The organism is Polynucleobacter sp. JS-JIR-II-50, assembly GCF_018687895.1.
Lineage (GTDB): Bacteria > Pseudomonadota > Gammaproteobacteria > Burkholderiales > Burkholderiaceae > Polynucleobacter.
Genome location: NZ_CP061307.1, coordinates 691,579 through 713,204, shown reverse-complemented (window position 1 = coordinate 713,204; position 21,626 = coordinate 691,579). Strand labels below are relative to the sequence as shown.

Below are 21,626 nucleotides of genomic sequence, written 5' to 3'. Positions count from 1 at the left end.
ATTCGTCTTGTTAAAGCTTGGCAGCGTAGTTTTGTTTGACATAGTCATCTACGATCACCTGAAACTCTTCGGCAATTTTCTCACCACGCAGCGTTTTGACTTTAATTCCATCGACAAACACTGGCGCCGCAGGGGTTTCACCCGTTCCTGGCAAGGAAATACCAATATTGGCATGCTTACTCTCGCCTGGGCCATTCACGATACAGCCCATCACGGCGACGTTCATATTCTCTACGCCAGGATGGGTTTTCTTCCAAACAGGCATCTGTTGACGCAAATAAGACTGGATATTCGCTGCCAACTCCTGGAAGGTAGTGCTGGTAGTTCTTCCGCAACCTGGACATGCAATCACCATCGGCGTGAAATTACGCAAGCCCATGGTTTGTAATATTTCTTGGGCAACGATAACTTCATTTTCACGAGGAGCGCCTGGATCAGGCGTCAATGAAACACGGATCGTATCGCCAATACCTTCTTGCAACAAAATACCCATTGCTGCTGTTGAAGACACGATACCTTTGCTGCCCATACCTGCTTCAGTTAGACCCAAGTGCAGCGGATAGTCAGAGCGACGAGACAAATCACGATACACAGCAACTAAATCTTGAACATTGCTGACTTTGCAAGAAAGCAAAATTTGGTCAGGATTCATACCAAACTCAACCGCTTTTTCTGCTGACTGCAAAGCCGACTGAATCAAAGCCTCAATCATCACTTCTTGAGCGGTTTTTGGATTTGTCAGGGCTGCATTGCTATCCATAATCGAAGCCAGAAGCTCTTGATCCAAGCTGCCCCAATTCACACCAATTCGAATAGGCTTGTCGTATTTGCAAGCAGCTTCAATCATTTGTGCAAATTGTGGATCGCGCTTGGCGCCCTTACCCACATTGCCTGGGTTGATGCGGTACTTGGAGAGGGCTTTAGCGCACTCCGGAAAATCGTTTAATAAAGTATGGCCGTTGTAATGGAAGTCGCCAATCAATGGCACCAAAACATCCATCTTGTCTAACTGCTCACGAATATAGGGAACTGCGGCAGCTGCCTCTGGAGTATTGACAGTGATACGCACCATCTCCGAACCAGCGCGAGCTAATTCTTTTACCTGAATTGCAGTACCCACCGCATCCGCAGTATCGGTATTAGTCATTGACTGCACGCGCACCGGCGCATCTCCACCAACGGTAATGATGTTGGTTTTCCAGGCAACGGTTGCTTGACGCGTTGCACGCTTAGGGGATGGACCTAGCGGAAGTGGTGGCAATGAATGATTAGAGCGCATTAGGATCTATGGGTTGGGTTCTAATTATTACTTCAGCTTTTTGAGCCACTCAATGGGATGCTCGTTTGGCCCCAGATTGGTATCTTGATCAAACTCTTCATCCGGCTCAACCTCGGCGAGTTCAATCTCGGCATTGTGAACAGCGCGTTCACGCACACGAGTGCGATCTACAACATCTCCTGCCAACTGACCGCAGGCGGCTGCAATGTCATCACCGCGTGTCTTTCGTACAGTAGCCACCATGCCCGCATCTAAAAGGATGCCAGCAAAAGCATTGACGCGTTGCGCTGATGAGCGCTTGAGACCGGACTCTGGGAAAGGATTGAATGGGATGAGATTAATTTTGCACTTAATGTTTCTGAGTAAGCGCACTAATTCTTTTGCTTGGATGTCGGAGTCATTCACGCCATCGAGCATGCAGTATTCAAAGGTCAAGAAGTCCCTCGGCGCAAATGGCAAGTAACGTTCGCACGCATCAAGCAATTCACGTAAAGGATATTTTTGATTGAGTGGCACCAATTGATCGCGTAATGCGTCATTCGGTGCGTGCAAAGAAACTGCCAACGCTACTGGGCAATCTTGTGCGAGACGATCAATCATCGGCACTACACCTGATGTGGAGACTGTCACACGACGGCGTGATAAACCGTACGCCCTATCATCCAGCATCAAGCGCAATGCAGAAACCACGTTGTCATAGTTGAGCAAGGGCTCACCCATGCCCATCATCACCACATTAGAAATCACTCGACCAGTGTGCTCCCAACCTGGCGTTGGAAACTTTTCAATGCGACGAACTGCTTGTGGGTCATTGCGCAAAAGATGCTCAGCAAACCAAAGTTGTCCAATGATTTCGCCAGAAGTCAGATTGCGTGAGAAGCCTTGGTGCCCAGTTGAGCAAAAACGGCAATTGACTGCACAGCCCGCCTGAGAAGAGATACACAAGGTGCCTCGATCATCCTCAGGAATAAACACAGACTCGACCGCATTACCAGCGCCCACATCCAATAGCCACTTGCGTGTACCGTCATTGGCGTGCTCATCTTTGATAACGGGGAGGGAAAGTACTTCAGCTTTATCTAGCAAAGTTGCCCTAAAGCTTTTTGCTAAATCACTCATATCATTAATGTCAGCTACACCGCGTTGGTGTATCCACTGCATGAGTTGCTTTGCCCTAAAGGGCTTTTCATTCAACCCCGCGACATACGCTGCCATTTGGTCAGCGTCAAAATCTAAGAGATTTACGCGCGGGGAGGTCACTGCGCCTACTTATAAATTAAATAGGTTGTTCGTTAGCAATCGTTGATTAACGATTGAAAACATTCATGCCAGGGAAGAAGAATGCAACTTCCACAGCAGCTGTTTCAGGAGCATCAGAACCGTGAACCGCGTTTGCATCAATGCTGTCAGCAAAGTCAGCACGGATTGTGCCTTTTTCTGCCTTCTTCGGATCAGTAGCGCCCATCAAATCACGATTCTTAGCAATTGCGCCTTCGCCTTGCAATACTTGAATCATTACAGGACCAGAAATCATGAAGCTCACTAAATCTTTGAAGAAAGGACGGTCTTTATGAACGCCGTAGAACTGCTCAGCTTCATTTTGTGACAAATGCGCCATTCTGGAAGCAATGATCTTCAAACCAGCGGATTCAAAACGGTCATAGATTTTGCCGATGACGTTTTTAGCGACAGCATCAGGTTTGATAATAGAAAGGGTGCGTTCAATTGCCATGCAAGACTCCAATAGTGATTTCAAAGGTATTTGCTAGGTGAGGTCAATAAGCCGCCCCACTCCAGCGACCCCCGAATTATACATTGCCTGACCGTATTTACCCCTATGTCTGTAGGGCTAAGCCCTTGAATTTACAGGGCATAAGCCTTTAATTTGTAGGTCTTTTCTGTGGGGGCTTGAAATTAGGGTGTTTTGTCTATACTTAAGCTCAACAGCCCTTCATGGGCTCTTGTATTCACTATGAAAAGAAGGAGTCAATATGAGTGATCTGAACTCTTACGGCTTTGGCCAAACCGGCTCAATTAGCACCGTCCAAGTACGCAATCGCGTACTCCGCAATACTTACGCCCTTTTGGCGCTCTCCATGGTTCCAACTGTGATTGGCGCCTGGCTTGGAGTTGCTATGGGTCTAGACCTGTTCTCTGGCAGCCCCTTTATTGGCTTCATCGTCTTCATGGCCGTAGCCTTTGGTTTCTTCTGGGCAATTGAAAAGAATAAAGATTCCGGTGTTGGCGTCCTCTTGCTTCTGGGCTTTACCTTCTTTATGGGCATCATGATGTCCCGTTTGATTGGCTTCACCCTCAACAGCTATAGCAATGGTGCGACCCTCATCATGCTGTCCTTTGGTGGCACCGCTGCCATCTTCGCCACGATGGCAACTATTGCCACTGTAAGTAAGAGCGACTTTGCCGGAATGGGCAAATGGCTCATGGTTGGCGTGTTACTCCTAATCGTTGCCTCATTGGCGAACATCTGGTTGCAATTGCCAGCTTTGATGTTGACTGTGATGGTGTTAGCCATCGCCATCTTCTCAGCCTTTATCTTGGTTGATGTGCAACGCGTCATCAATGGTGGCGAGACAAACTACATCATGGCTACATTGGCTATTTATTTAGATGTGTATAACGTCTTCACCAACTTACTTGCCCTCTTGGGTATTGTTGGTGGTAATAGAGATTAAGGGAAATTAAGACACGCTAAAACTTTAGTGTGTTGTTCTCATCAGGCGCCTGCGGGCGCCTTTTTTACTGCTGCTATTTAGTCTGTTTGTTTAGCTAAATAATTAAGTCGCTACAAACATGCTCACAGCATAGGATAGCGCAACCAAAATCAATAAGATTGCAAAACTATCTGAGGCTTTCATGACGCTCTCCAGAAGATAAAAAGTTGGGCAGCAATACATCACTGCACAAGCTCAATCTACTCTTCTATAAGACATGATTTTGAGGGCGCCGCACCAGCATCAAGCTAAATGCACTAAATATGGGCAATACTTACGGAAAATAGAACTAAATTAGGAGTTTGTGGGGCTACAGACGAACAAATACGGCCATAGACTCCACGTGGGAGGTGTGGGGGAACATATTAATTATGCCCGCACTACTCAATGTGTAGCCCGCCTGATGGCACAAGATCTCCACATCCCTCGCCAAAGTTTTAGGATTGCAGGATACGTAAACAATACGTTTTGGCAACAATTCACTTTGCGAAATATGCAACTCTGCTAGCGCCTTACAAATCTCCATTGCACCCTCGCGCGGCGGATCCATTAACCAGCGCTCTGCTTTGCCCCACGATGCAATCGTTTCTGTTGTAACTTGAAATAAGTCGCTTTGCATAAAGCTAGCTTTATCAACGAGTCCGTTATGTTCTGCATTGGCTTTAGCTCGAGTTGTCAAACTCTCTAAACCCTCGATCCCCAAAACTTGTTTTGCTTTTCTGGCAAGCGGTAATGTGAAGTTGCCAATACCGCAAAAGAGATCCAATACTCGATCCGTTTCTTTGACTTCAAGCAATCGAATCGCCCTGCTCACCAATGCACGATTCATCATATGATTTACCTGTGTGAAATCCGCAGGTTTAAAGGGCATCTCAATTTCAAACTCAGGCAGCCGATAACAAAGTTTGCCGGTCTCAGGATAAAACGGCGCAACAGTCTCAATCCCCTTGGGTTGGAGCCATACCCAAACCTGGTGCTGATCAGCAAACTGTCGGAGACGTTGCTCATCCTCAACAGTTAAAGGTTTAAGATTGCGAAACACTAAAGCGGTGACTGGTTTTGATTTCTTGGGATCATCCGAGAGGGCATCTTCCGGCTCGCCTACCGCAATCTCAATCTGCGGCATACGGTCAACAATCGATAATCCCATCACTAACTTGCGCATCTCGGGCAATAAGTCTGATACGTGCTTAGGCAAAATTTCACAAGCTAGCATGTCAGCTACATAGCCACTCTTACCCTCATGAAAACCAATCAGTACCGTACCTTTTTTAATGGAGCGATTGACAGCGCTTAGACGTGCTCGGTGACGATATTCCCAAGTAGGCCCACCCATCGGGCGCAGAATTTCTTGCGGCTTTACTTTGGCAATGTGTTGCAAGTCATCCTCAAGTACACGCTGCTTCATCGCTACTTGCGCCCTGATATCGAGATGCTGCATGGTGCAGCCACCACACACACCAAAGGCTTTGCACTTAGGTTCCGCCCTAAACACGGCGGGTTTCAGAATGTCGCGTACTTTGGCTTTGCTAAAGCGCGCTTTATTACTGGTGATGGTGTAAGTGACCAACTCGGTTGGCAGCGCGCCTTTAATAAAGATCACCTTACCGCTTTGACCTTGGGCGGTCTCTTCCTCATTAGGGGCTAGACGTGCAATTCCCTGGGCATCCAAATCCAGTGCTTCGACTTTAATTGGCTCAGTCACCTCAATATTGACTGGCTTATCTCCCCTACGCATCCGCAGAAAAACCTTGGAGATATTCTTGCCACTGACTGCCATTAGGCTCTTTAGATTCTTTTTCTAAATAAGCCTTAACAAACTCAATTTCTTCTTGATATTCAGCATGAGAAAAACCGCCACGCAGCAATTGAAAACGACAGTACATGAGATAGGTATTGACCACATCAGTCTCACAGTAACGGCGGATATCATTAATCTTGCCATCTTGATACGCAGGCCATACCTGACTACCATCCATACCCATCTTGCCCGGGAACCCGCAAAGCTTTGCCAATCCATCTAAAGGGGCATTTGCACGACCATTAAATTTAGCCAATAGATCCATCATGTCGAGATGACGCATGTGATAACGACTGATGTAGTTATTCCACTTAAATTCTCGGCTATCAGAATCCTGGCTCTCGCCCATCTCCCAATAACGAGGGGCTTGTACATGATTCGCTAAAGCGCGATAGTGCAACACAGGTAAATCAAAGCCGCTGCCATTCCAAGAAACCAATTGAGGGGTATATTTTTCGATGAGATCAAAGAAGGCTTGTATTAAGACCTTCTCATCATCCTGCGGAGCGCCAAGAGTGCCCACTTTAATTTGTGGCAAGCCCTCTTTAGTAGTTCTGCGAATCACACAAGAAATGGCAACAATCTTTTGTAGAAATAGTGGTAGAAATTCACTACCGGTCTTTTCTGCGCGCTCAGCCATCACTTTGCTAGCAACCTCGGCATCACTCATGGAGTCCGGCAAATTTTCTAGGCGACGCAATCCAGCTACATCAGGGATGGTTTCAATATCGAATACAAGAACGGTCGCCATGGCGCCTACCCTAGACCGACAACATTACTGCAAGTACGGCGTTGGATTAACTGGTTTGCCGTTAACGCGTAACTCGAAGTGGAGCTTAGCTGCAGTAGTGTCTGTATCGCCCATCTCGGCAATCTTCTGACCCTTACGAACGGTATCACCCTCTTTTACCAAGAGCTTACTGTTGTGGGCATAAGCAGTGAGATAAGTGTTGTCGTGCTTAACAATCACAAGGTTGCCATAGCCACGTAAACTATTACCTGCATAGACTACCTTGCCATCAGAGGCGGCGAGAACTGGCTCGCCGACCTTGCCGGCAATATCAATCCCTTTATTGGTCTCACTGAACTCACCGGTAACCTTGCCTTTTGCAGGCCAAGATAAACGAATGCCTGGCTCAGCAACTACCTCGTTTTTTGCTGGCTCTGGAGTGGAGACTACTGAATCTGATTTTTCGGACGATGGTTTTTTCTCAGCCACTTTTGCAGTCTTGGTTCCTGCTGGTGCTTTAACCATAATCAAGTCACCCACTTCAATCACATTCGGATTAAAGCTAGGATTAGCTGCCTTGTTCCACTGCACTACATCACGTGGTGCCTGACCATGGTCCAATGCAATGCGCGCCAAGGTGTCACCTTTTTTAACGCGATAGTAACCAGGGGGCGCAGGCTCACTTGAGCCGCCACTACGATCAGTCACGCTAGCAGGCTTAGTGCGAGGTGTAGAACATCCAACCACCAACATCAAAGATGAGGACATGAGCGCGGCGAGGAAAAGCTTCAATAAAGTGGATGGCATCAAATTGGGTTCTGAATTGGTGAATTCATCATAAATCTCATACTACCCCTGATTGTAAGGGTACAAAAAAGACCCCGTCCAGTACAGTTCTTTGATAGCGCTGGGAACTCATTCTTTCAACCATCACCAGTTGCTGCTCTTTGTCATTTTTGGCGACTGGGGCTACTAGGCGCCCACCTATCGACAGCTGATCTAGCAAGGCATCCGGAATACCCAATCCAGCTGCAGCCAAAATAATCCCATCAAATGGAGCAGCCTGTGGCAAACCCAAAATACCGTCACCGTATATCAAACGAAGGTTGTTAATGCGAAATGGGCGCAACTTAGCTCTTGCCATGTCATGCAGCGGACGAATACGCTCAATTGAGTAAACCTCGTCTGCTAATAAACTCAGTACCGCCGCTTGGTAACCGCAACCGGTACCAATCTCCAATACTTTGCCAAGTTTATGTTTAGGCTTGTGAAGCAACTCAATCATGCGTGCCACTACTGATGGCTTAGAGATAGTCTGCTCATGTCCAATTGGTAACGCAGTATCTTCGTAGGCTTGCGCGTGCAACCCAGGATCCATAAAAGCATGGCGAGGAACAGTAGCAATTGCCTCCAATGTTTTACCGTGCTTTACTCCGCCAGCATGTACTTTTGCTGCTAGGGCCTGCCGATAAGCAGCAAAGCGTTCGGTCGGAGCTTTCAACCGCGATCCCAACCATTCGCGCGCATCGCCGCCAAGCGAGCATGGTGCGTTAAATCCAATTGCATTGGCGTAATCGAAATACATCCCTCAGCAATCGCATGAAAGTCCGTGCCCTCTGAACCCTCTTTAACATCACCTGCAGCACCGATCCAGTAGATCTTCTCACCACGTGGACTATCCTGCACCACCACTGGTTGAGAGTGATGGCGATTACCGAGGCGCGTTACACGCCAGCGATACAAATCGGCATAAGGACGATTAGGGATGTTGACGTTCAGTAGCGTTGCCGTACCCTCAGTACGAGCCAAGGCAGAAACCAACATTTGGGCTACTACATCATGCGCTGCTTTAGCGGCATCTTCAATGCGATTCCAGCCGCGATCAATTTGCGAGAATGCAATGCCTGGCACACCAAACATCACACCCTCAACTGCGGCAGCAACAGTGCCAGAGTAAAGCGTATCTTCACCCATGTTCTCACCTTGATTGATGCCAGAGATCACTAGGTCAGGTTTCTCATCCAAAAATCCTGTCATGGCAACGTGCACGCAATCAGTTGGCGTGCCATTGACAAAGAAAAATCCATCACGCTCGCCACCTGCAACACGATGAATCGACAATGGTCTAGATAATGTGAGTGAATTCGAGGCGCCGCTATGGTTCTGCTCAGGAGCAATCACGGTAATACGACCCAAGGGGCGCACCGCATTCACTAAAGCCAATAGGCCAGGAGCTAAATAGCCATCATCATTGGAGACCAAGATGTGAGGTTGACGATTGCTCATGGCTGTTGAGTGCTTTCCGTTATTCAATATTTAGATATTACTTGCTGGCATTGTTAATGCGCGACCTCTGAACCAACCATAAATTACAGGCAATACTAAGAGCGTCAATACGGTAGTTGTCACCATGCCACCCACAATGACCAGAGCTAAAGGACGTTGCGCCTCAGAGCCAATCGAATGAGATAAGGCCGCTGGTAACAGACCCAAACCAGAAAGAGCCGCCGTCATCAATACCGGGCGAACACGGAGTGAGGCACCCTCGACCATGATGTCTTTCATCTGACCATGCTCGGTGGCGGCTGTTTTATTAATAAAGGAAATGAGGATCACGCCATCCTGGATCGCAATACCAAAGAGCGATAAGAATCCAAAGAATGCAGAGATGCTTAAGGTCTCACCCGCCAAGTGCAATGCAATCACACCACCAATGGCAGCAAACGGCACATTAATCATCACAATGAAAGCATCGCGGAAGTTGCCAAACGCACTTACTAACAACAAGAAGATGCCCATTAACGCCAAAGGAACAATCAACATCAGTTTTTTCTGAGCTTGTTTCATCTGATTAAACTGACCATCCCAGCTAATGGAATAGTTCGGCGGCAAAGTAATATTCTGCTCCACCAGGAACTGCGCATCTTCAACGGCGCTACCTAGGTCGCGGTTACGAACGCTAAATTTAATCGCAATGTAGCGCTTGCCTGCTTCACGGTAAATAAAGAATGGACCATCCGTTAAGCGCACAGTCGCCACCATTGACAGCGGAATTTTCACTCCATCTGGAGAGTCGACTAATAAATGCCCAATATCGGATACATCATTACGACTGCCTTCATTAAGGCGAATAGCAATGCCGAAGGTCTTTTCATCTTCGAGCAAGTTTGTGACAGCAGCACCACCAATGGCATTTGCCACCACCGTCTGAATATCATTCACATTAATGCCGTAACGCGCAGCCTTATCACGATCAATTTGAATATTTAACGTTGGCTGACCAAGCTCTTTTAGGATGCCCTCATCAGCTACACCACGAACCTGTTTGAGCTGATCTATCACCTCGTGGGCCTTTTGATCAAGCACATCCAGATCGGTTCCGTAAATTTTGACGGAGTTCTCACCCTTAACACCAGATAAAGCCTCGTTGACGTTATCTTGAATATATTGTGAGAAGCTATAAGTAATGCCGGGAATCTTATTCAGTTCGGTTTCTAAATGCGTAATAAGATCCTTCTTTGAAGTGCCACTTGGCATCTTGTCAGGACTCTTTAGATACAAACCATATTCTTGGTTGAAAACGCCAGTGGAATCAGTACCATCATCCGGGCGACCGATTTGCGCTGCAACCTTATCAATCTCCGGTTGCGCCATAAAAGTTTCGCGCAACTGATCTGCAACCTTGACCGAGTAATCTAGATCCACAGTATTCGGCAAGGTGACACGTAGCCAAATATTATTTTCCTCCAGTGTTGGTAAGAATGCGGTTCCCAAACGGGTCATGCTCAAGAGAGTTAAACCAAGGACAAATACTGCTGCTGAGAAAACTGTTAATGGACGATCCATCCACTTTCTTAGCAATGGCTTGTAGCCATCCAAAATCTTAGTAATAAATGAAGGTGGTTTGTGGTGCAAGTTTTCACCAAATACCAATGAAATCATTGCGGGCAAGAAGGTCAAACTCAAAACCATTGCAGCAATCAGAGCAAAGCCCATCGTAAAGGCCATCGGTTTAAAGATAATGCCCTCAACACCGCCCATAAAAAATAATGGGGAATAGGCCACGATGATGATGCCAGTCGAATAAATCATGGCACGTTGAACTTCACTAGTGGCCATGATGATGCTTTGATTCAAGCGCTTACCGCCCTCTTCTAAGTGACGCATGACGTTCTCAGTCAAAATCACCGCCGAATCAACAATCACACCAAAGTCAATCGCACCCAAGGAAATCAAATTGGCTGGCACGCTCCACAAATGCATTTGAATGAATGAGACGCACAAAGCCAATGGGATAACCGCAGCCACCACAGCAGCTGCACGAATATTACCCAAGAAGAAGAACAGAACTGCTAACACCAGCGAGATACCAAAGAACAAGGTGTGCTTAACGGTGCCAATAGTGATGTCTAAGAGTACCTGGCGATCATAAAAAGGCTTTACCTCGATGCCAGGGGGCAGGACATGCTTATTAATATTTTCAACTGTGCTACGGACGCGAGCCAAAACCTCAGTTGCATTCTCACCGCGACGCAGGTAAACAATACCTTCAACAGAATCAGGGTTGTCATTAAATTGGAACATGCCCAAGCGTGGAGCGTTACCGATTTCTACTCGCGCAACATCGCCGATGCGAATAGGTACGCCATTGTTGATAGTGATGACCACCTGCTTAATGTCATCAATGTTCTTGAGAAGGCCTACACCGCGCACCACAAACTGTTGCTCACCACTAGGAAGTAAACCGCCACCAGTATTGCTATTAGCATTCGTTAAAGCATCGATCAACTGGCTAACAGTTACGCCCTTTGCCTGAAGGCTCTCAGGACTCACAATCACTTGATACTGACGAACCTTGCCACCAAAGGAAGAGACGTCCGCTACACCAGGCGTTTGTTTGAGCTCTTTATAGATCTCATAGTTTTGTAAGGTCTTGAGCAAGGTTGAGCTTGCATAGTCTGAGCGCACCTCATAGCGCATGATCTCGCCAGTGGCATCTGAGTCCGGGCTAATACTGGAAGTAACGCCAGGCGGAAAGCTGACGTTTGATAAGTTACTAATGAAAACTTGACGTGCCTTAAATGGATCGGCTGTGTCATTAAATTTAAGCGTTACAACAGATAAGCCAAATAGCGATACCGAACGAAACGCTTGTAATCCAGGAATGCCAGCTAAAGCATTCTCTACTGGAATGGTGACTTGCTGCTCAACTTCAGTAGTACTTCTACCAGGCCACTGGGAAATTGCTTGGATTGTTAATGGCGCAACGCCAGGATATGGCTGAATAGGCAACTTGCTTAGACTGAACATACCAAGTCCAAGCAACACGATCGAAGCAAAAATCACCAGAACGCGCTTCTCGATTACCCCTCGAATAAAGGAGGTGAAAACGCTCACTTAGTCCTCCTGCTTCGCAAAGCGGTCGTTTAATAACACAGCGCCTTCAGCCAATACTTGCCAGCCCTGCTCTATGCCTTCGGTAATTGCAAAGCTCTTGCTATTTAAGTCGTAGCCTTTTACTGGCACACGCCGGTATGTCTCCGAGCCAACTTTGATAATGGCATAACGATTTTCACGTACGCGAACAATCGCCGATTGCGGCACTACAACTGCATCAGCCGTACCAGTAGTTAACGATCCGTAAGCATACATATCTGGGCGCAAGAGGTCATCCGTATTCTCTACGTCTGCACGAATTAATAAAGCGCGAGTTTGAGGATCAATTGTGGGTGCAATGTAATTTGCGGTAGCTACAAATTCTTTATCCGGGTATGCCTCAAGATGCAAGACCATTTTTTGACCCTGTTTAATCATCTTAAAGTCTTGTTCGAAAACATTTCCTAAAAACCATAACTGTTTAGGATCAGCCAAAGTCGCAATTACATCACCTGAATTGACGGCAGATCCAGGTTCAACGTTACGCTTTACCACTACACCCTTCAAAGGGGAGCGCATGATTAAGTTACTCGTAGTTTTACCGGTAGCTTCAATACTCCTAATATCGCCATCACCCGCACCTAAGTTTCTCATGCGATTAGCAGCAGCTTGTTGAGTAATGCGGGCATCGCCCAACAAATCACTCATTGTTTTACTTGTCTCGAGAACTTTTGCTGTCTTGGAGGAAAGTAAATACTCTTGCTGCGCTGACAAGAACTCAGGACTATACATTTCTACGATTGGCGATCCAATATCCACCGGGGCGCCATCGAAAGCATAGATCCGCTCAACTCTTCCAGGGGCGCGTGCTGACAGAACTTTCGATTTCTCCGCATTAAATGCTAAACGCCCAGGCACTTTGAGGTTTACAGGTACCTGTACTTTTTCTGCTGCCTGAAATACATAGATAGCTGGATTCAGGGTTACGCCAGGAAGCTTTAATTCCAATATGCCACTACTCTCTACTTTTAGCGCCTTATCAGAAGTCTCCACTTTTACCGAACGATTCACATTGGTAACGCGACCCAGCACAATGCCCACAGAGAGAATGGCAAAGGCAAAGGCAGCAAGGCGAACACGATGGCGATTCTGTGGTGATAGGTTCCAGTACAAACCTCCTAAGCCAGCAGCGGCTACTTTTGCATGGCTTGCGCCATGATGTGCGCCCTTATGCAAAATAGGCTTTGCCTTTTCATACCAATGCTTTAGAAACGAAAGAATTTTGTCTTTCAAAACTACTCCTTAAAAGGGTTCTTTGCCCGCTGAAACCATTAATACCGCTTGAGCCTGCAATAGATTGCTTTCAGCCTGAGCCAATGCAATCTCTAAGTTACGCAATTGCGTTTGCGCAGTCAATAAATCATTAAAGCCTTGACCGTTATTGGAATACTGAATTAATCCTACCTTGTAAGCAGCATCTGCTTGTGGTACTTGGCGATCTTTCAAAAACTGGGTTTGATTCTTAGCCTGCTCATAAGCAGCATAAGCAGTATTCACAGCGAGCACGATTTGCTGACGATTAGAAATATTGCCTGCCTCAGCAGCCGCTTGATTGCGCTGTGCCTGTTCTACACCGTACTTTTCCTTGGTAAAGAAATACAAAGGAATGATGAGGTCTAACTCCAACTGATAGAACAGTGCGCCATTGTTTGCGGAAAATGGGCCGCGCGGTGTGTAGGATGAACCAATCACTTGGAAGTCTGGCAAATAAGCCTTCTTTGCAAGGTCCACGCCTTTGCGTGCAGCATCCAATTGCAATGCAGAGCTCTTCAATGAAGGGTGACTACTTTCGGCGTAGTCCTCTAATTCAATTAAGGTTGGAACTCCATTTATCGCACGACGAACATCTCCACGTAAAACCAGCTTTTCACGAGAGTGCCGGCCGACCAAGGTGTTAATGTTATTCAAAGCAACATTGAGCTGGCGCTCCACATTGAACTGATCTGCCTGTGCTGCACTTTGTGCGACTTGAGCATTTAAGAACTCAACATAAGCTGCAGCGTTATTAGCGTAACGCGCCTTAGCCACATTCTTGATCATCTCTAGGCGGATGACGGATTCTTTTAGCACTTGCAACTGCTTTTGAGCAGCAAGGGCGTTGTAATACAAGGTTGAGAGCTGAGCACCTAACTGTAAGTAAGTGGACTCTGAGCTTGCCAAGAGTGCTTCAGCATTGGTATCCGCAATGTCTGCTGCGAGACTCTTCTTGCCTGGAAACTGAAAAGGTTGCGCAATCGAAATAGCATTGTTACTACTGATACCTCCAGGATATTGCTGTGATGGTGCATTTGCCCCACCCAAGGCAAGCGGAGAATTCACCGGCATACCTGACCACACCAATCCGACCTGTGGATTAGCTGGTGCATTAATTTGTGGAACAGTTGCCTTGGCAGATAAGTAAGACTCACGCAATGAAGATAATTGCGGATTGTTCACTTTGAGCTCATTCCAAAGCTGGCGCAAATCCATCTCGGTTGGCCCGGATGAAATAGGCTTGGTATAAATTTTTGGAGTGTTTGCTTTTGTGACTGGAGCAAACATTTCGCTCGTCTTAGAGCTAGCACCAAGTTGCGCACCAATAGATGGTGGCGCCGCCAATGAAGTATCACCCGATTGAACGGTCACGCTTGCTGGAGCGCTATCTGCAGATGACTGAGAAAACGCTGAAATAGAAAAGGTAGAAGTGCAAACAACAAAGGCTGCCATTGCAAATGGAGTCACTCTTTTGAGCGGTGTCGCTACGCTAGTTTTGTGTTTGCCGAGAATCAACAAAAGCGGCTGCCTCTAAATCAATAAAAATGCTGTTTTTATAGCCCCAGATGTGGATTTAGAGCCAGTCCAAAGCCGTTTCCGGGGGTTTTAAGGATTATAGGGTACAAAAGCCAAAAGTCTAATTATTGAGAATCTCTATCTTATTGATTCTAAAGATAATAATTATGGCTAAAGTCAGCAAAACCCCTAAAACTCAGCGTGGATCCTAAAAGAGAGGATGTTTACGGGTCCACGGGCTGCGTTATAGGCCGGATTATTAATATGTTGGAAGTTCAAACCTGCCAGAACATTTTTAATCACAGTCGCGTTGTAATACACCTCAACAATACGCTCTGGACGATAAGAAATTGTCTGTCCTGGACCGGCATAGTCGCCAATAAAGTAAGACACCCCACCCGACTGTAAGTAATTCTTTCGATAGCTTGATAAACCGTTTTGCATCATCGAGATGCCAATCGTATCTTTTGGACGACTCCAACTTGTCCCGTTCAGACCCATACCTATTGATAAGGAATTATCTGCCTCAGTAAAAGACATCGTCTCAGTATGACCATCAGACGTAAAGGCGCGCCCATAGATACCAAGATCCTTGGTTAAAGCCTGTTCGCCATTCACACCAATACCAGTTTTGTATTGATAGTTGTTACGCACATTGTTAATGGCTTGAGTGCCTTGCGCATTATTGGCCACTACATAGTTTGTCGCATCCTGAAAGCGTGCCAAGATCATTTTGTTGCGATAAGCAAGTACGCTCACTTTGCCAGGTAAGTCGCTAATATGATGCTGACGTTCTACTTCAACTTGATCGCCATAAGTATTAAAAATCTGCCAGTTCAAATCACGGCTATTCGGGGTTTTTGGGGCAAGCATACGAGATGCTCTCATCACCCAATTACCGAGGTACCACTCACCCGCTAAGCCTGTGCTGTAGCCGCGCGCATCGGCCGCATAGTCATATGCCAAATAGGTCATATTGCCCCAGTTCATAAATTGCACACGGGGATCTTTAGCGTAACGACTGTCATCAAAAATATCTAAAGTGGAGAACTGGCCAGCAGTCACTACTACGCGATTACTACTTACAGTTTGGGTAATTTGATTAGCTTCGTTTTCGAGAACAATCTTATCGCCCTCTTGATTGATTGTCTGACGCAAAAAAGCACGGGCAGAATAAAACTTCGCTTGAGCACCGTTTGCTTTAGTTGCTTCACCGTTGGTAAATCCACCAAGGCCAGTTAATCCAGAAAAAGGTACGCCAGAAATAACTTCTGGGTTGAAGTAGATGTCAGTATTCGGCGCTAAACGAGCGCCAAAGAATAACGTTCCCGACCAGGTATAACTCATTGACTTGAGCGCAGACATACTATTTTGTCCAGAATAGCTGGACGTGAAATTGTTGTAACGCTGGTTGATGTAAGTAGTTTGACCATGAATGTTTACTGGCAAACCAAACAACTCTCCTTCTGTTGGCAGGCCTTGAATCGCCTCCGCAAAACCTGCAATTTGGTCAGCGCCTGACCCCGCCCTCTGCGCGAACGCAGTTGCTCCGAAGACTGTGCAAATAATGCTCAACAGGAGGAGTAGATAAATCTTGCGGGTCATTCACAATTTCTAATGGGGTTGCCACTGCAATGCAATGGCAACATGCCGATGGAGAAAACTAGGCAAACACAGCTTGAGATTGAAGCTCAAGGGTGGTGCAGACAGAATTATCCCCAATATGGAGCAATTTACCTAGTCTTTATGTCCTAGAGATGACAGATCAGGGAAGAATCGCTGATAGATTGGGCTCGCACTAGTCTTGGGTGTGCCCTGAAAACAACTCAGGGAGCACTCAGAAGAATTAACGACGATCCATTAAGGCGCGAGCTAAGGTGCCAGCATCCACATACTCAAGCTCTCCACCTACTGGGATGCCTCGTGCAATACGTGTGACCTTAATACCCTTGGCTTTAAGTACTTCACCAATATAGTGGGCAGTAGCCTCACCTTCACTCGTGAAATTCGTAGCCAAGACTACTTCTCGTATAGCTACTCCGGTATCGGGAGACTCAATTCGATTGAGCAGTCGATCAAAGCCGATTTCGTTTGGGCCCATGCCATCGAGTGGTGAGAGACGACCCATCAATACAAAGTAATTACCTTTAAAACTGAGCGTCTGCTCCACCATCACTTGGTCAGCAGGCGTTTCTACTATACAAAGCAACGAAGGATCACGGCGACCATCGGAACAAGTACTGCAAACCTGCGTTTCTGAAAAGGTATTGCAACGCGCGCAGTGCCCTACTGTTTCAACTGCCTCACCCAATGATTGAGCGAGTACTGCCGCGCCATTACGGTCATGCTGTAATAAATAGAACGCCATGCGCTGCGCTGACTTGGGGCCTACCCCAGGCAGAACGCGTAATGCCTCGATCAATCGACCGAGTGCATCTTGAGGTGCTTCTATGCGCGCCATTAAATATTCAGGTTCGTATTTAACAAAATTGAATTAGAACGGCAACTTAAAGCCTGGAGGCATTGGCATGCCAGCAGTGGCGCCAGACATCATCTGGGCACTTGCCGCTTCTACTTGTTTGAATGCTTCTGTGTAGGCAGTCACGATGAGGTCTTCCAACATCTCGCGGTCATCCATGGCACCTGGATCAATCTGCACACGCTTGAGTTCATATTTGCCAGAGACAGTTACTTTTACTAAGCCACCGGCAGCTTGGCCAGTTACTTCCAACGCAGCTAACTCGGCTTGCGCAGTTTTCATCTTCTCTTGCATCTGCTGAGCCTGTTTCATGAGGCCCGCAAGTCCACCTTTCATCATCGCTTTATTTCCTTAGTGGTATTAATTGTGATTTATGAATATTGATATTGAATTAAAGAGGCTTAACAGAACCGCCAACTACTTTGGCACCAAACTCTTTTTCTAATTGCTGAATAAATGGATCGGCAGCAATCATTTGCTCCGCATTCATTCTTTTCTCTTGATGAATCTGGGCATCCACCTTAGCAACAGTCTTGCCCTCTACTTCACCCTTTTCAATCACGATCTTGACGGGCTTGCCAAAGTGAGCGGTGAGCGCGTCAGCCAAGCGACCAACAGAAGCTTCTGAAGCTAACTGCGGCATCGGCGTGAGGATAGTTGCACGCACCCCTGCAGCTGAATCATTCCAATCTTGCAACTCTGTCTGAAATGCTAACTGCTGCACCATCCCTTTAACGGGTAACTGACGCATCAAGGCATGCCAATCAGGACGCTCGGCAGAACTGGCTGCGGAAATTTGTGCAGCCGGTGCTGACGGTGTCGATACTGGAGCGGCAGGCGCAGCTGCTCTTGCAGCAGGTGCTGGTGCAGATGCTTTAGGAGCCGGGGCCACTGGACGAGCAGTATTTACTGGCGGAGCCGATGGAGATGATGGTGCTGAAGGAGAATTGCCTCCTCCACTGCTATTGCTTCCGGGACGAAACGCCAACATACGTAACAGCGTCATGGCAAAGCCAGTTTGCTCATCCGGTGCCAGCGATAAATCTGGGCGGCTAGTAATCGTGATTTGATAGAAGAGTTGCGCTTCTTCTTTTGTGAGCTGGCCAGCTAAACGACGAATCTCGCCTGCTTCTGGCCAATCTTCTAAAACAGATTCTGGAACAACTTGCGCTGCTGCAATTTTTTGCAACAGGCTTGAAAGATCTTGCAATGCTAATGAGAAAGACATACTGCGCTCACCCATTTCGTTTGCGACTGCGAGCAGGCTTGCACCATCTTTAGCAATCAAACAATCCAAAATGCGGATGAGATAAGCATCATCTAATGTGCCGAGCATGCCACGTACAGATTCTTCGCTAACTTTGCCAGCCGCATAGGCAATAGCCTGATCAGTTAGCGATAAAGCATCGCGCATTGAACCTTGAGCTGCCTTGGCAAGAACACGCAAGGCATTGACTTCGCATTCCACTTTTTCTGCAGCAAGCACTTTTTCTAAATGCTCAACGATGAGTGGTACTGGCATTTGCTTGAGGTTGAACTGCAAGCAACGAGACAAGATAGTTACTGGGATCTTTTGTGGGTCAGTAGTCGCCAGAATAAATTTGACGTGCTCTGGCGGCTCTTCCAAAGTTTTGAGCATGGCATTAAAGGCATGATTGGTGAGCATGTGCACCTCGTCAATCATGTAGACCTTATAACGCGCATTGCTGGGTGCGTAAGCTGCTTTTTCTAGGAGCGCAGCAATATCATCAACACCACGATTGCTTGCAGCATCCATCTCTATATAGTCAACAAAACGGCCCGCATCGATTTCCATGCAGGCTGGGCATTTTCCACAAGGCTCTGAAGTCATCTTGCCGGAACCATCGGATCCCGTGCAATTGAGGGCTTTAGCCATAATTCGGGCAATCGTGGTCTTACCTACTCCACGGGTACCCGTAAAGAGCCATGCGTGGTGCAGGCGACCCTGATCCAAAGCATGGGTTAAGGCCTTAACCACATGGTCTTGGCCGACTAATTCAGAGAAGGTTTTGGGGCGCCACGAACGGGCTAATGCCAATGCTGTCATGTCTTACATTCTAACAAGCTAAAATGGAATTGGATGGGCCTCCCCGCATGGTGGGTTGGATAACCTGGTCAGGTCGGGAACGAAGCAGCCAAACCCAATTTCTGCCAGTGCCGGGGGTTTGGCTCATCCACCCTCCCCCAGGAATTCAGAAGATCTTCAGAACCCTGAAAATTCCCCAAATTATCCAAATAATCAGCAAAACCAGAACAGTTCGTGCATCCAGCGAGATTCTGAATAACTGCAGCTGTTTATGGGAACACTCAATAGACACTCGCAAAGCTGATCCCCTCTATGTAGAAAGATTCAGCGTAGAGGTTTTAGATGACGATAAATAGTGAGTCCGGATGATTTAAGCGTAAGAAGAGAGCAATCTTGGTGCAGCATTACCTCCACCAAGAATTGAGCCTCTATTTAAATTGCATCAGTTGTTTTTATTTTTTAAAGCCTCTTCTAGCTGATTGATTTTATTTTGCATTGCAGTCATCTTTGCATTAAGCGCACCAACGTTTAAGAAAGTCTCATCGGCAACTGGCGCTTTGAGGTTGTTACCCCAGCCCAGCCATGAAGAGTCGTATACCTTGACCTTCTTAAAGCCCAAAGACTTCAGCACTGTGGCAGTCTCAGAAGCCCGCACACCACTTTGGCAATAGACCACGGTTTCTTTATCAGGATCGAGATTGGCATACAGTTTTTTTAGATCTGTTTGATTTTTTAGCGCCATGCCAGAGTTATCGGCAACTTGTTTCTTGCCTAGCTTGATCGCAGTTGCTGGGTCTTGCCAATTGTCCTCGAAGGGGATATTGGTGGCATTGGGAATATGGCCACCCCGAATCGTCCGCACATCCTTACCCGAGAACTCGTCGGGCGTTCTGGCATCAATGATTTGCACGGATTTCGACTGGGCAAGCTTGAGCATCTCCTCATTACTAACAACCAATTGAGGCTGCGGTACTAGCACTACCGATACTGGTGGTAAAGTTTGGCGCTCTTTTTGAATTGGTAGGCCAGCTTGTTTCCAGCCATCAATACCATCATGGTAAATCTGCGCGTCCTTTCCACCAAAATAATTAATGGTGTAAAGGCCAAAATAAGTATATGGATTGCCGCGTGCGCCATAAACCACAACATCTTTATTTACATCTAAACCAGCAGCGTTAAAAATCTTTTGAATTTGTTCTGCAGGGATGTAGTCTTCTTTATTTGGGTCACGCAGTACATTACCGATCTCACCAATATTAATCGCACCTGGGATGTGGCCATCTAAGTAACTTTTTTCATCGCGTACATCCCAAATAATCGCACCGCGAGCAATTGCCTGCTGCATTTGATCTGTTTGAATGATGGCTATTTTTTGCTGGGCAAATGCCATGGAAAAAATGGACGCCAATACGATTGCCAATAGTGATTTCACGATACTTCCTTGGATTAAATATGAGTGAATAAGCGATAAATTGATGATAAACCAACGCCTACCCACAAGCGATCTCCGTAAAAAACGAGCAATTAATATGGTTTTGGGTATGTGGCTTTTATTCAATATCAATTGAGCAACTTAATTCGAGGCACAATAGTATGATTCAATCCCAATAGATCCCTATGCCCCAAGCCATTATTTTTGATGTAGAAGCAACCGATAAAAACGATGCCGTCATTATTGAAGCTGCTTCATTAGATGTCACCTCCCTTAATCCATTTGAAGTGGGCAATCCTTGGGTTCAACGTTACAACCCAGGTAAGCCTATTAGCCTAGGTGCACTTGCCACTCATCACATCATGGATGAGGAATTGATCAACTGTCCCGCAAGCAGCTCTTTTAGATTGCCGGCCGGAACTAAATATCTCATTGGCCACAATATTGATTTTGATTGGGTTGCGATTGGCAGTCCTGAGGTCAAGCGCATTTGCACTTTGGCACTGGCGCGTAGTCTGTGGCCTGATTTAGATAGTCACACGCAAAGCGCTCTGCTCTATTACTTTGAACGCAATACTGCTAGAGATCAACTGCGCAATGCGCATAGCGCCTTAGCCGATGTATGGATCTGCTCAAAAATTGTTGCTCAGATTATCGATAAGTTACACCCCGTTTCTTTGGATGCTTTATGGGAGATGTCCGAGAAAGCCAGAATTCCAAAGACCATGCCTTATGGCAAACATAAGGGTGAGCTCATTAGCCAAGTGCCCAGTGATTACAAGCAATGGCTACTACGCCAAGACAATGTCTCTGGTTATTTGCGCAAAGCTTTAGAAGCCAATTAATCAAGCCTTGTAGCACCCCATCAACCCGCCCATTTGACAGGCTAAATCTTCCTACATCAAATTCAGTAATTCCTGA

The 21,626-nt window shown here is 46.7% G+C and carries 17 protein-coding genes, 1 other RNA gene and 1 pseudogene; 3 read left to right on the top strand and 16 right to left on the bottom strand.

What is annotated here, in order from left to right:
* Nucleotides 1–10: 10 nt before the first annotated feature.
* From ispG to ndk, 3 genes are all read right to left on the bottom strand, one after another.
* A complete protein-coding gene (ispG, locus tag FD963_RS03765) occupies nucleotides 11–1,279 on the bottom strand; it encodes a flavodoxin-dependent (E)-4-hydroxy-3-methylbut-2-enyl-diphosphate synthase (protein ID WP_215363125.1) in 1,269 nt (422 codons plus the stop codon).
* Nucleotides 1,280–1,306: 27 nt separating this feature from the next.
* Nucleotides 1,307–2,494 (bottom strand): 23S rRNA (adenine(2503)-C(2))-methyltransferase RlmN, encoded by a 1,188-nt coding sequence (gene rlmN / locus FD963_RS03760; RefSeq protein ID WP_251367349.1) that lies wholly within the window; start codon nucleotides 2,492–2,494, stop codon nucleotides 1,307–1,309.
* A 91-nt stretch (nucleotides 2,495–2,585) separates the two neighbouring features.
* On the bottom strand, nucleotides 2,586–3,011 hold the full coding sequence (ndk, locus tag FD963_RS03755; RefSeq protein WP_071465494.1) for a nucleoside-diphosphate kinase: 426 nt from the start codon (nucleotides 3,009–3,011) through the stop codon (nucleotides 2,586–2,588).
* A gap of 259 nt (nucleotides 3,012–3,270) precedes the next feature.
* On the opposite strand from ndk, the gene FD963_RS03750 reads away from it, so the two are divergent.
* On the top strand, nucleotides 3,271–3,972 hold the full coding sequence (locus tag FD963_RS03750; protein ID WP_215363120.1) for a Bax inhibitor-1 family protein: 702 nt from the start codon (nucleotides 3,271–3,273) through the stop codon (nucleotides 3,970–3,972).
* Between the two features lie 349 nt (nucleotides 3,973–4,321).
* On the opposite strand, the gene rlmD is transcribed toward FD963_RS03750, so the two are convergent.
* The 12 genes and pseudogenes from rlmD to dnaX form a co-directional block, all read right to left on the bottom strand.
* On the bottom strand, nucleotides 4,322–5,749 hold the full coding sequence (gene rlmD / locus FD963_RS03745; RefSeq protein ID WP_215363836.1) for a 23S rRNA (uracil(1939)-C(5))-methyltransferase RlmD: 1,428 nt from the start codon (nucleotides 5,747–5,749) through the stop codon (nucleotides 4,322–4,324).
* Complete coding sequence (locus FD963_RS03740) at nucleotides 5,742–6,563, bottom strand: 3'-5' exonuclease (RefSeq protein WP_215363118.1); 822 nt, start codon at nucleotides 6,561–6,563, stop codon at nucleotides 5,742–5,744. The genes rlmD and FD963_RS03740 overlap by 8 nt, the downstream gene beginning before the upstream one ends.
* Before the next feature lie 24 nt (nucleotides 6,564–6,587).
* A complete protein-coding gene (locus tag FD963_RS03735; protein ID WP_251367311.1) occupies nucleotides 6,588–7,310 on the bottom strand; it encodes a peptidoglycan DD-metalloendopeptidase family protein in 723 nt (240 codons plus the stop codon).
* A gap of 76 nt (nucleotides 7,311–7,386) precedes the next feature.
* Nucleotides 7,387–8,010 (bottom strand): annotated as a pseudogene (locus FD963_RS03730) (protein-L-isoaspartate(D-aspartate) O-methyltransferase); the annotation flags it as partial.
* Nucleotides 8,011–8,039: 29 nt separating this feature from the next.
* Complete coding sequence (surE, locus tag FD963_RS03725) at nucleotides 8,040–8,828, bottom strand: 5'/3'-nucleotidase SurE (protein WP_215363112.1); 789 nt, start codon at nucleotides 8,826–8,828, stop codon at nucleotides 8,040–8,042.
* A 30-nt stretch (nucleotides 8,829–8,858) separates the two neighbouring features.
* Nucleotides 8,859–11,939, bottom strand: a complete 3,081-nt coding sequence (locus FD963_RS03720) for an efflux RND transporter permease subunit (RefSeq protein ID WP_215363110.1) — start codon at nucleotides 11,937–11,939, stop codon at nucleotides 8,859–8,861.
* Nucleotides 11,940–13,211 (bottom strand): efflux RND transporter periplasmic adaptor subunit, encoded by a 1,272-nt coding sequence (locus FD963_RS03715; protein WP_215363108.1) that lies wholly within the window; start codon nucleotides 13,209–13,211, stop codon nucleotides 11,940–11,942. It abuts the gene before it with no gap.
* Between the two features lie 9 nt (nucleotides 13,212–13,220).
* Entirely contained in the window at nucleotides 13,221–14,750 is a 1,530-nt protein-coding gene (locus FD963_RS03710) for a TolC family protein (RefSeq protein ID WP_215363106.1), read from the bottom strand.
* A gap of 186 nt (nucleotides 14,751–14,936) precedes the next feature.
* Complete coding sequence (locus FD963_RS03705; RefSeq protein ID WP_215363103.1) at nucleotides 14,937–16,352, bottom strand: carbohydrate porin; 1,416 nt, start codon at nucleotides 16,350–16,352, stop codon at nucleotides 14,937–14,939.
* Between the two features lie 241 nt (nucleotides 16,353–16,593).
* Nucleotides 16,594–17,208 carry a recombination mediator RecR gene (gene recR / locus FD963_RS03700; RefSeq protein ID WP_215363101.1) on the bottom strand — a complete coding sequence of 205 codons (615 nt, stop codon included), beginning with the start codon at nucleotides 17,206–17,208 and terminating at the stop codon, nucleotides 16,594–16,596.
* 33 nt (nucleotides 17,209–17,241) lie between these two features.
* A complete protein-coding gene (locus FD963_RS03695) occupies nucleotides 17,242–17,565 on the bottom strand; it encodes a YbaB/EbfC family nucleoid-associated protein (RefSeq protein ID WP_215359808.1) in 324 nt (107 codons plus the stop codon).
* A 52-nt stretch (nucleotides 17,566–17,617) separates the two neighbouring features.
* Entirely contained in the window at nucleotides 17,618–19,294 is a 1,677-nt protein-coding gene (gene dnaX, locus FD963_RS03690) for a DNA polymerase III subunit gamma/tau (protein WP_215363099.1), read from the bottom strand.
* Between the two features lie 32 nt (nucleotides 19,295–19,326).
* Here dnaX and ffs point away from each other — a divergent pair.
* Nucleotides 19,327–19,425, top strand: an RNA gene (gene ffs, locus FD963_RS03685) — signal recognition particle sRNA small type.
* A 290-nt stretch (nucleotides 19,426–19,715) separates the two neighbouring features.
* On the opposite strand, the gene FD963_RS03680 is transcribed toward ffs, so the two are convergent.
* Entirely contained in the window at nucleotides 19,716–20,705 is a 990-nt protein-coding gene (locus FD963_RS03680; protein WP_215363097.1) for a sulfurtransferase, read from the bottom strand.
* A gap of 185 nt (nucleotides 20,706–20,890) precedes the next feature.
* Here FD963_RS03680 and FD963_RS03675 point away from each other — a divergent pair, with 185 nt between their 5' ends.
* Nucleotides 20,891–21,550, top strand: a complete 660-nt coding sequence (locus FD963_RS03675; protein WP_215363095.1) for a putative quorum-sensing-regulated virulence factor — start codon at nucleotides 20,891–20,893, stop codon at nucleotides 21,548–21,550.
* The last annotated feature ends 76 nt before the right edge of the window (nucleotides 21,551–21,626 follow it).

Bases quoted from the DNA above. Each gene is read 5' to 3' on its own strand.
- FD963_RS03675 (WP_215363095.1), top strand. From the start codon at position 20,891: ATGCCCCAAGCCATTATTTTTGATGTAGAAGCAACCGATAAAAACGAT.
- rlmD (WP_215363836.1), bottom strand. From the start codon at position 5,749: ATGCGTAGGGGAGATAAGCCAGTCAATATTGAGGTGACTGAGCCAATT.
- recR (WP_215363101.1), bottom strand. From the start codon at position 17,208: ATGGCGCGCATAGAAGCACCTCAAGATGCACTCGGTCGATTGATCGAG.
- ndk (WP_071465494.1), bottom strand. From the start codon at position 3,011: ATGGCAATTGAACGCACCCTTTCTATTATCAAACCTGATGCTGTCGCT.
- dnaX (WP_215363099.1), bottom strand. From the start codon at position 19,294: ATGACAGCATTGGCATTAGCCCGTTCGTGGCGCCCCAAAACCTTCTCT.
- FD963_RS03750 (WP_215363120.1), top strand. From the start codon at position 3,271: ATGAGTGATCTGAACTCTTACGGCTTTGGCCAAACCGGCTCAATTAGC.
- surE (WP_215363112.1), bottom strand. From the start codon at position 8,828: ATGAGCAATCGTCAACCTCACATCTTGGTCTCCAATGATGATGGCTAT.
- rlmN (WP_251367349.1), bottom strand. From the start codon at position 2,494: ATGGCAGCGTATGTCGCGGGGTTGAATGAAAAGCCCTTTAGGGCAAAG.
- FD963_RS03740 (WP_215363118.1), bottom strand. From the start codon at position 6,563: ATGGCGACCGTTCTTGTATTCGATATTGAAACCATCCCTGATGTAGCT.
- FD963_RS03735 (WP_251367311.1), bottom strand. From the start codon at position 7,310: ATGTCCTCATCTTTGATGTTGGTGGTTGGATGTTCTACACCTCGCACT.
- ispG (WP_215363125.1), bottom strand. From the start codon at position 1,279: ATGCGCTCTAATCATTCATTGCCACCACTTCCGCTAGGTCCATCCCCT.
- FD963_RS03695 (WP_215359808.1), bottom strand. From the start codon at position 17,565: ATGATGAAAGGTGGACTTGCGGGCCTCATGAAACAGGCTCAGCAGATG.
- FD963_RS03705 (WP_215363103.1), bottom strand. From the start codon at position 16,352: ATGACCCGCAAGATTTATCTACTCCTCCTGTTGAGCATTATTTGCACA.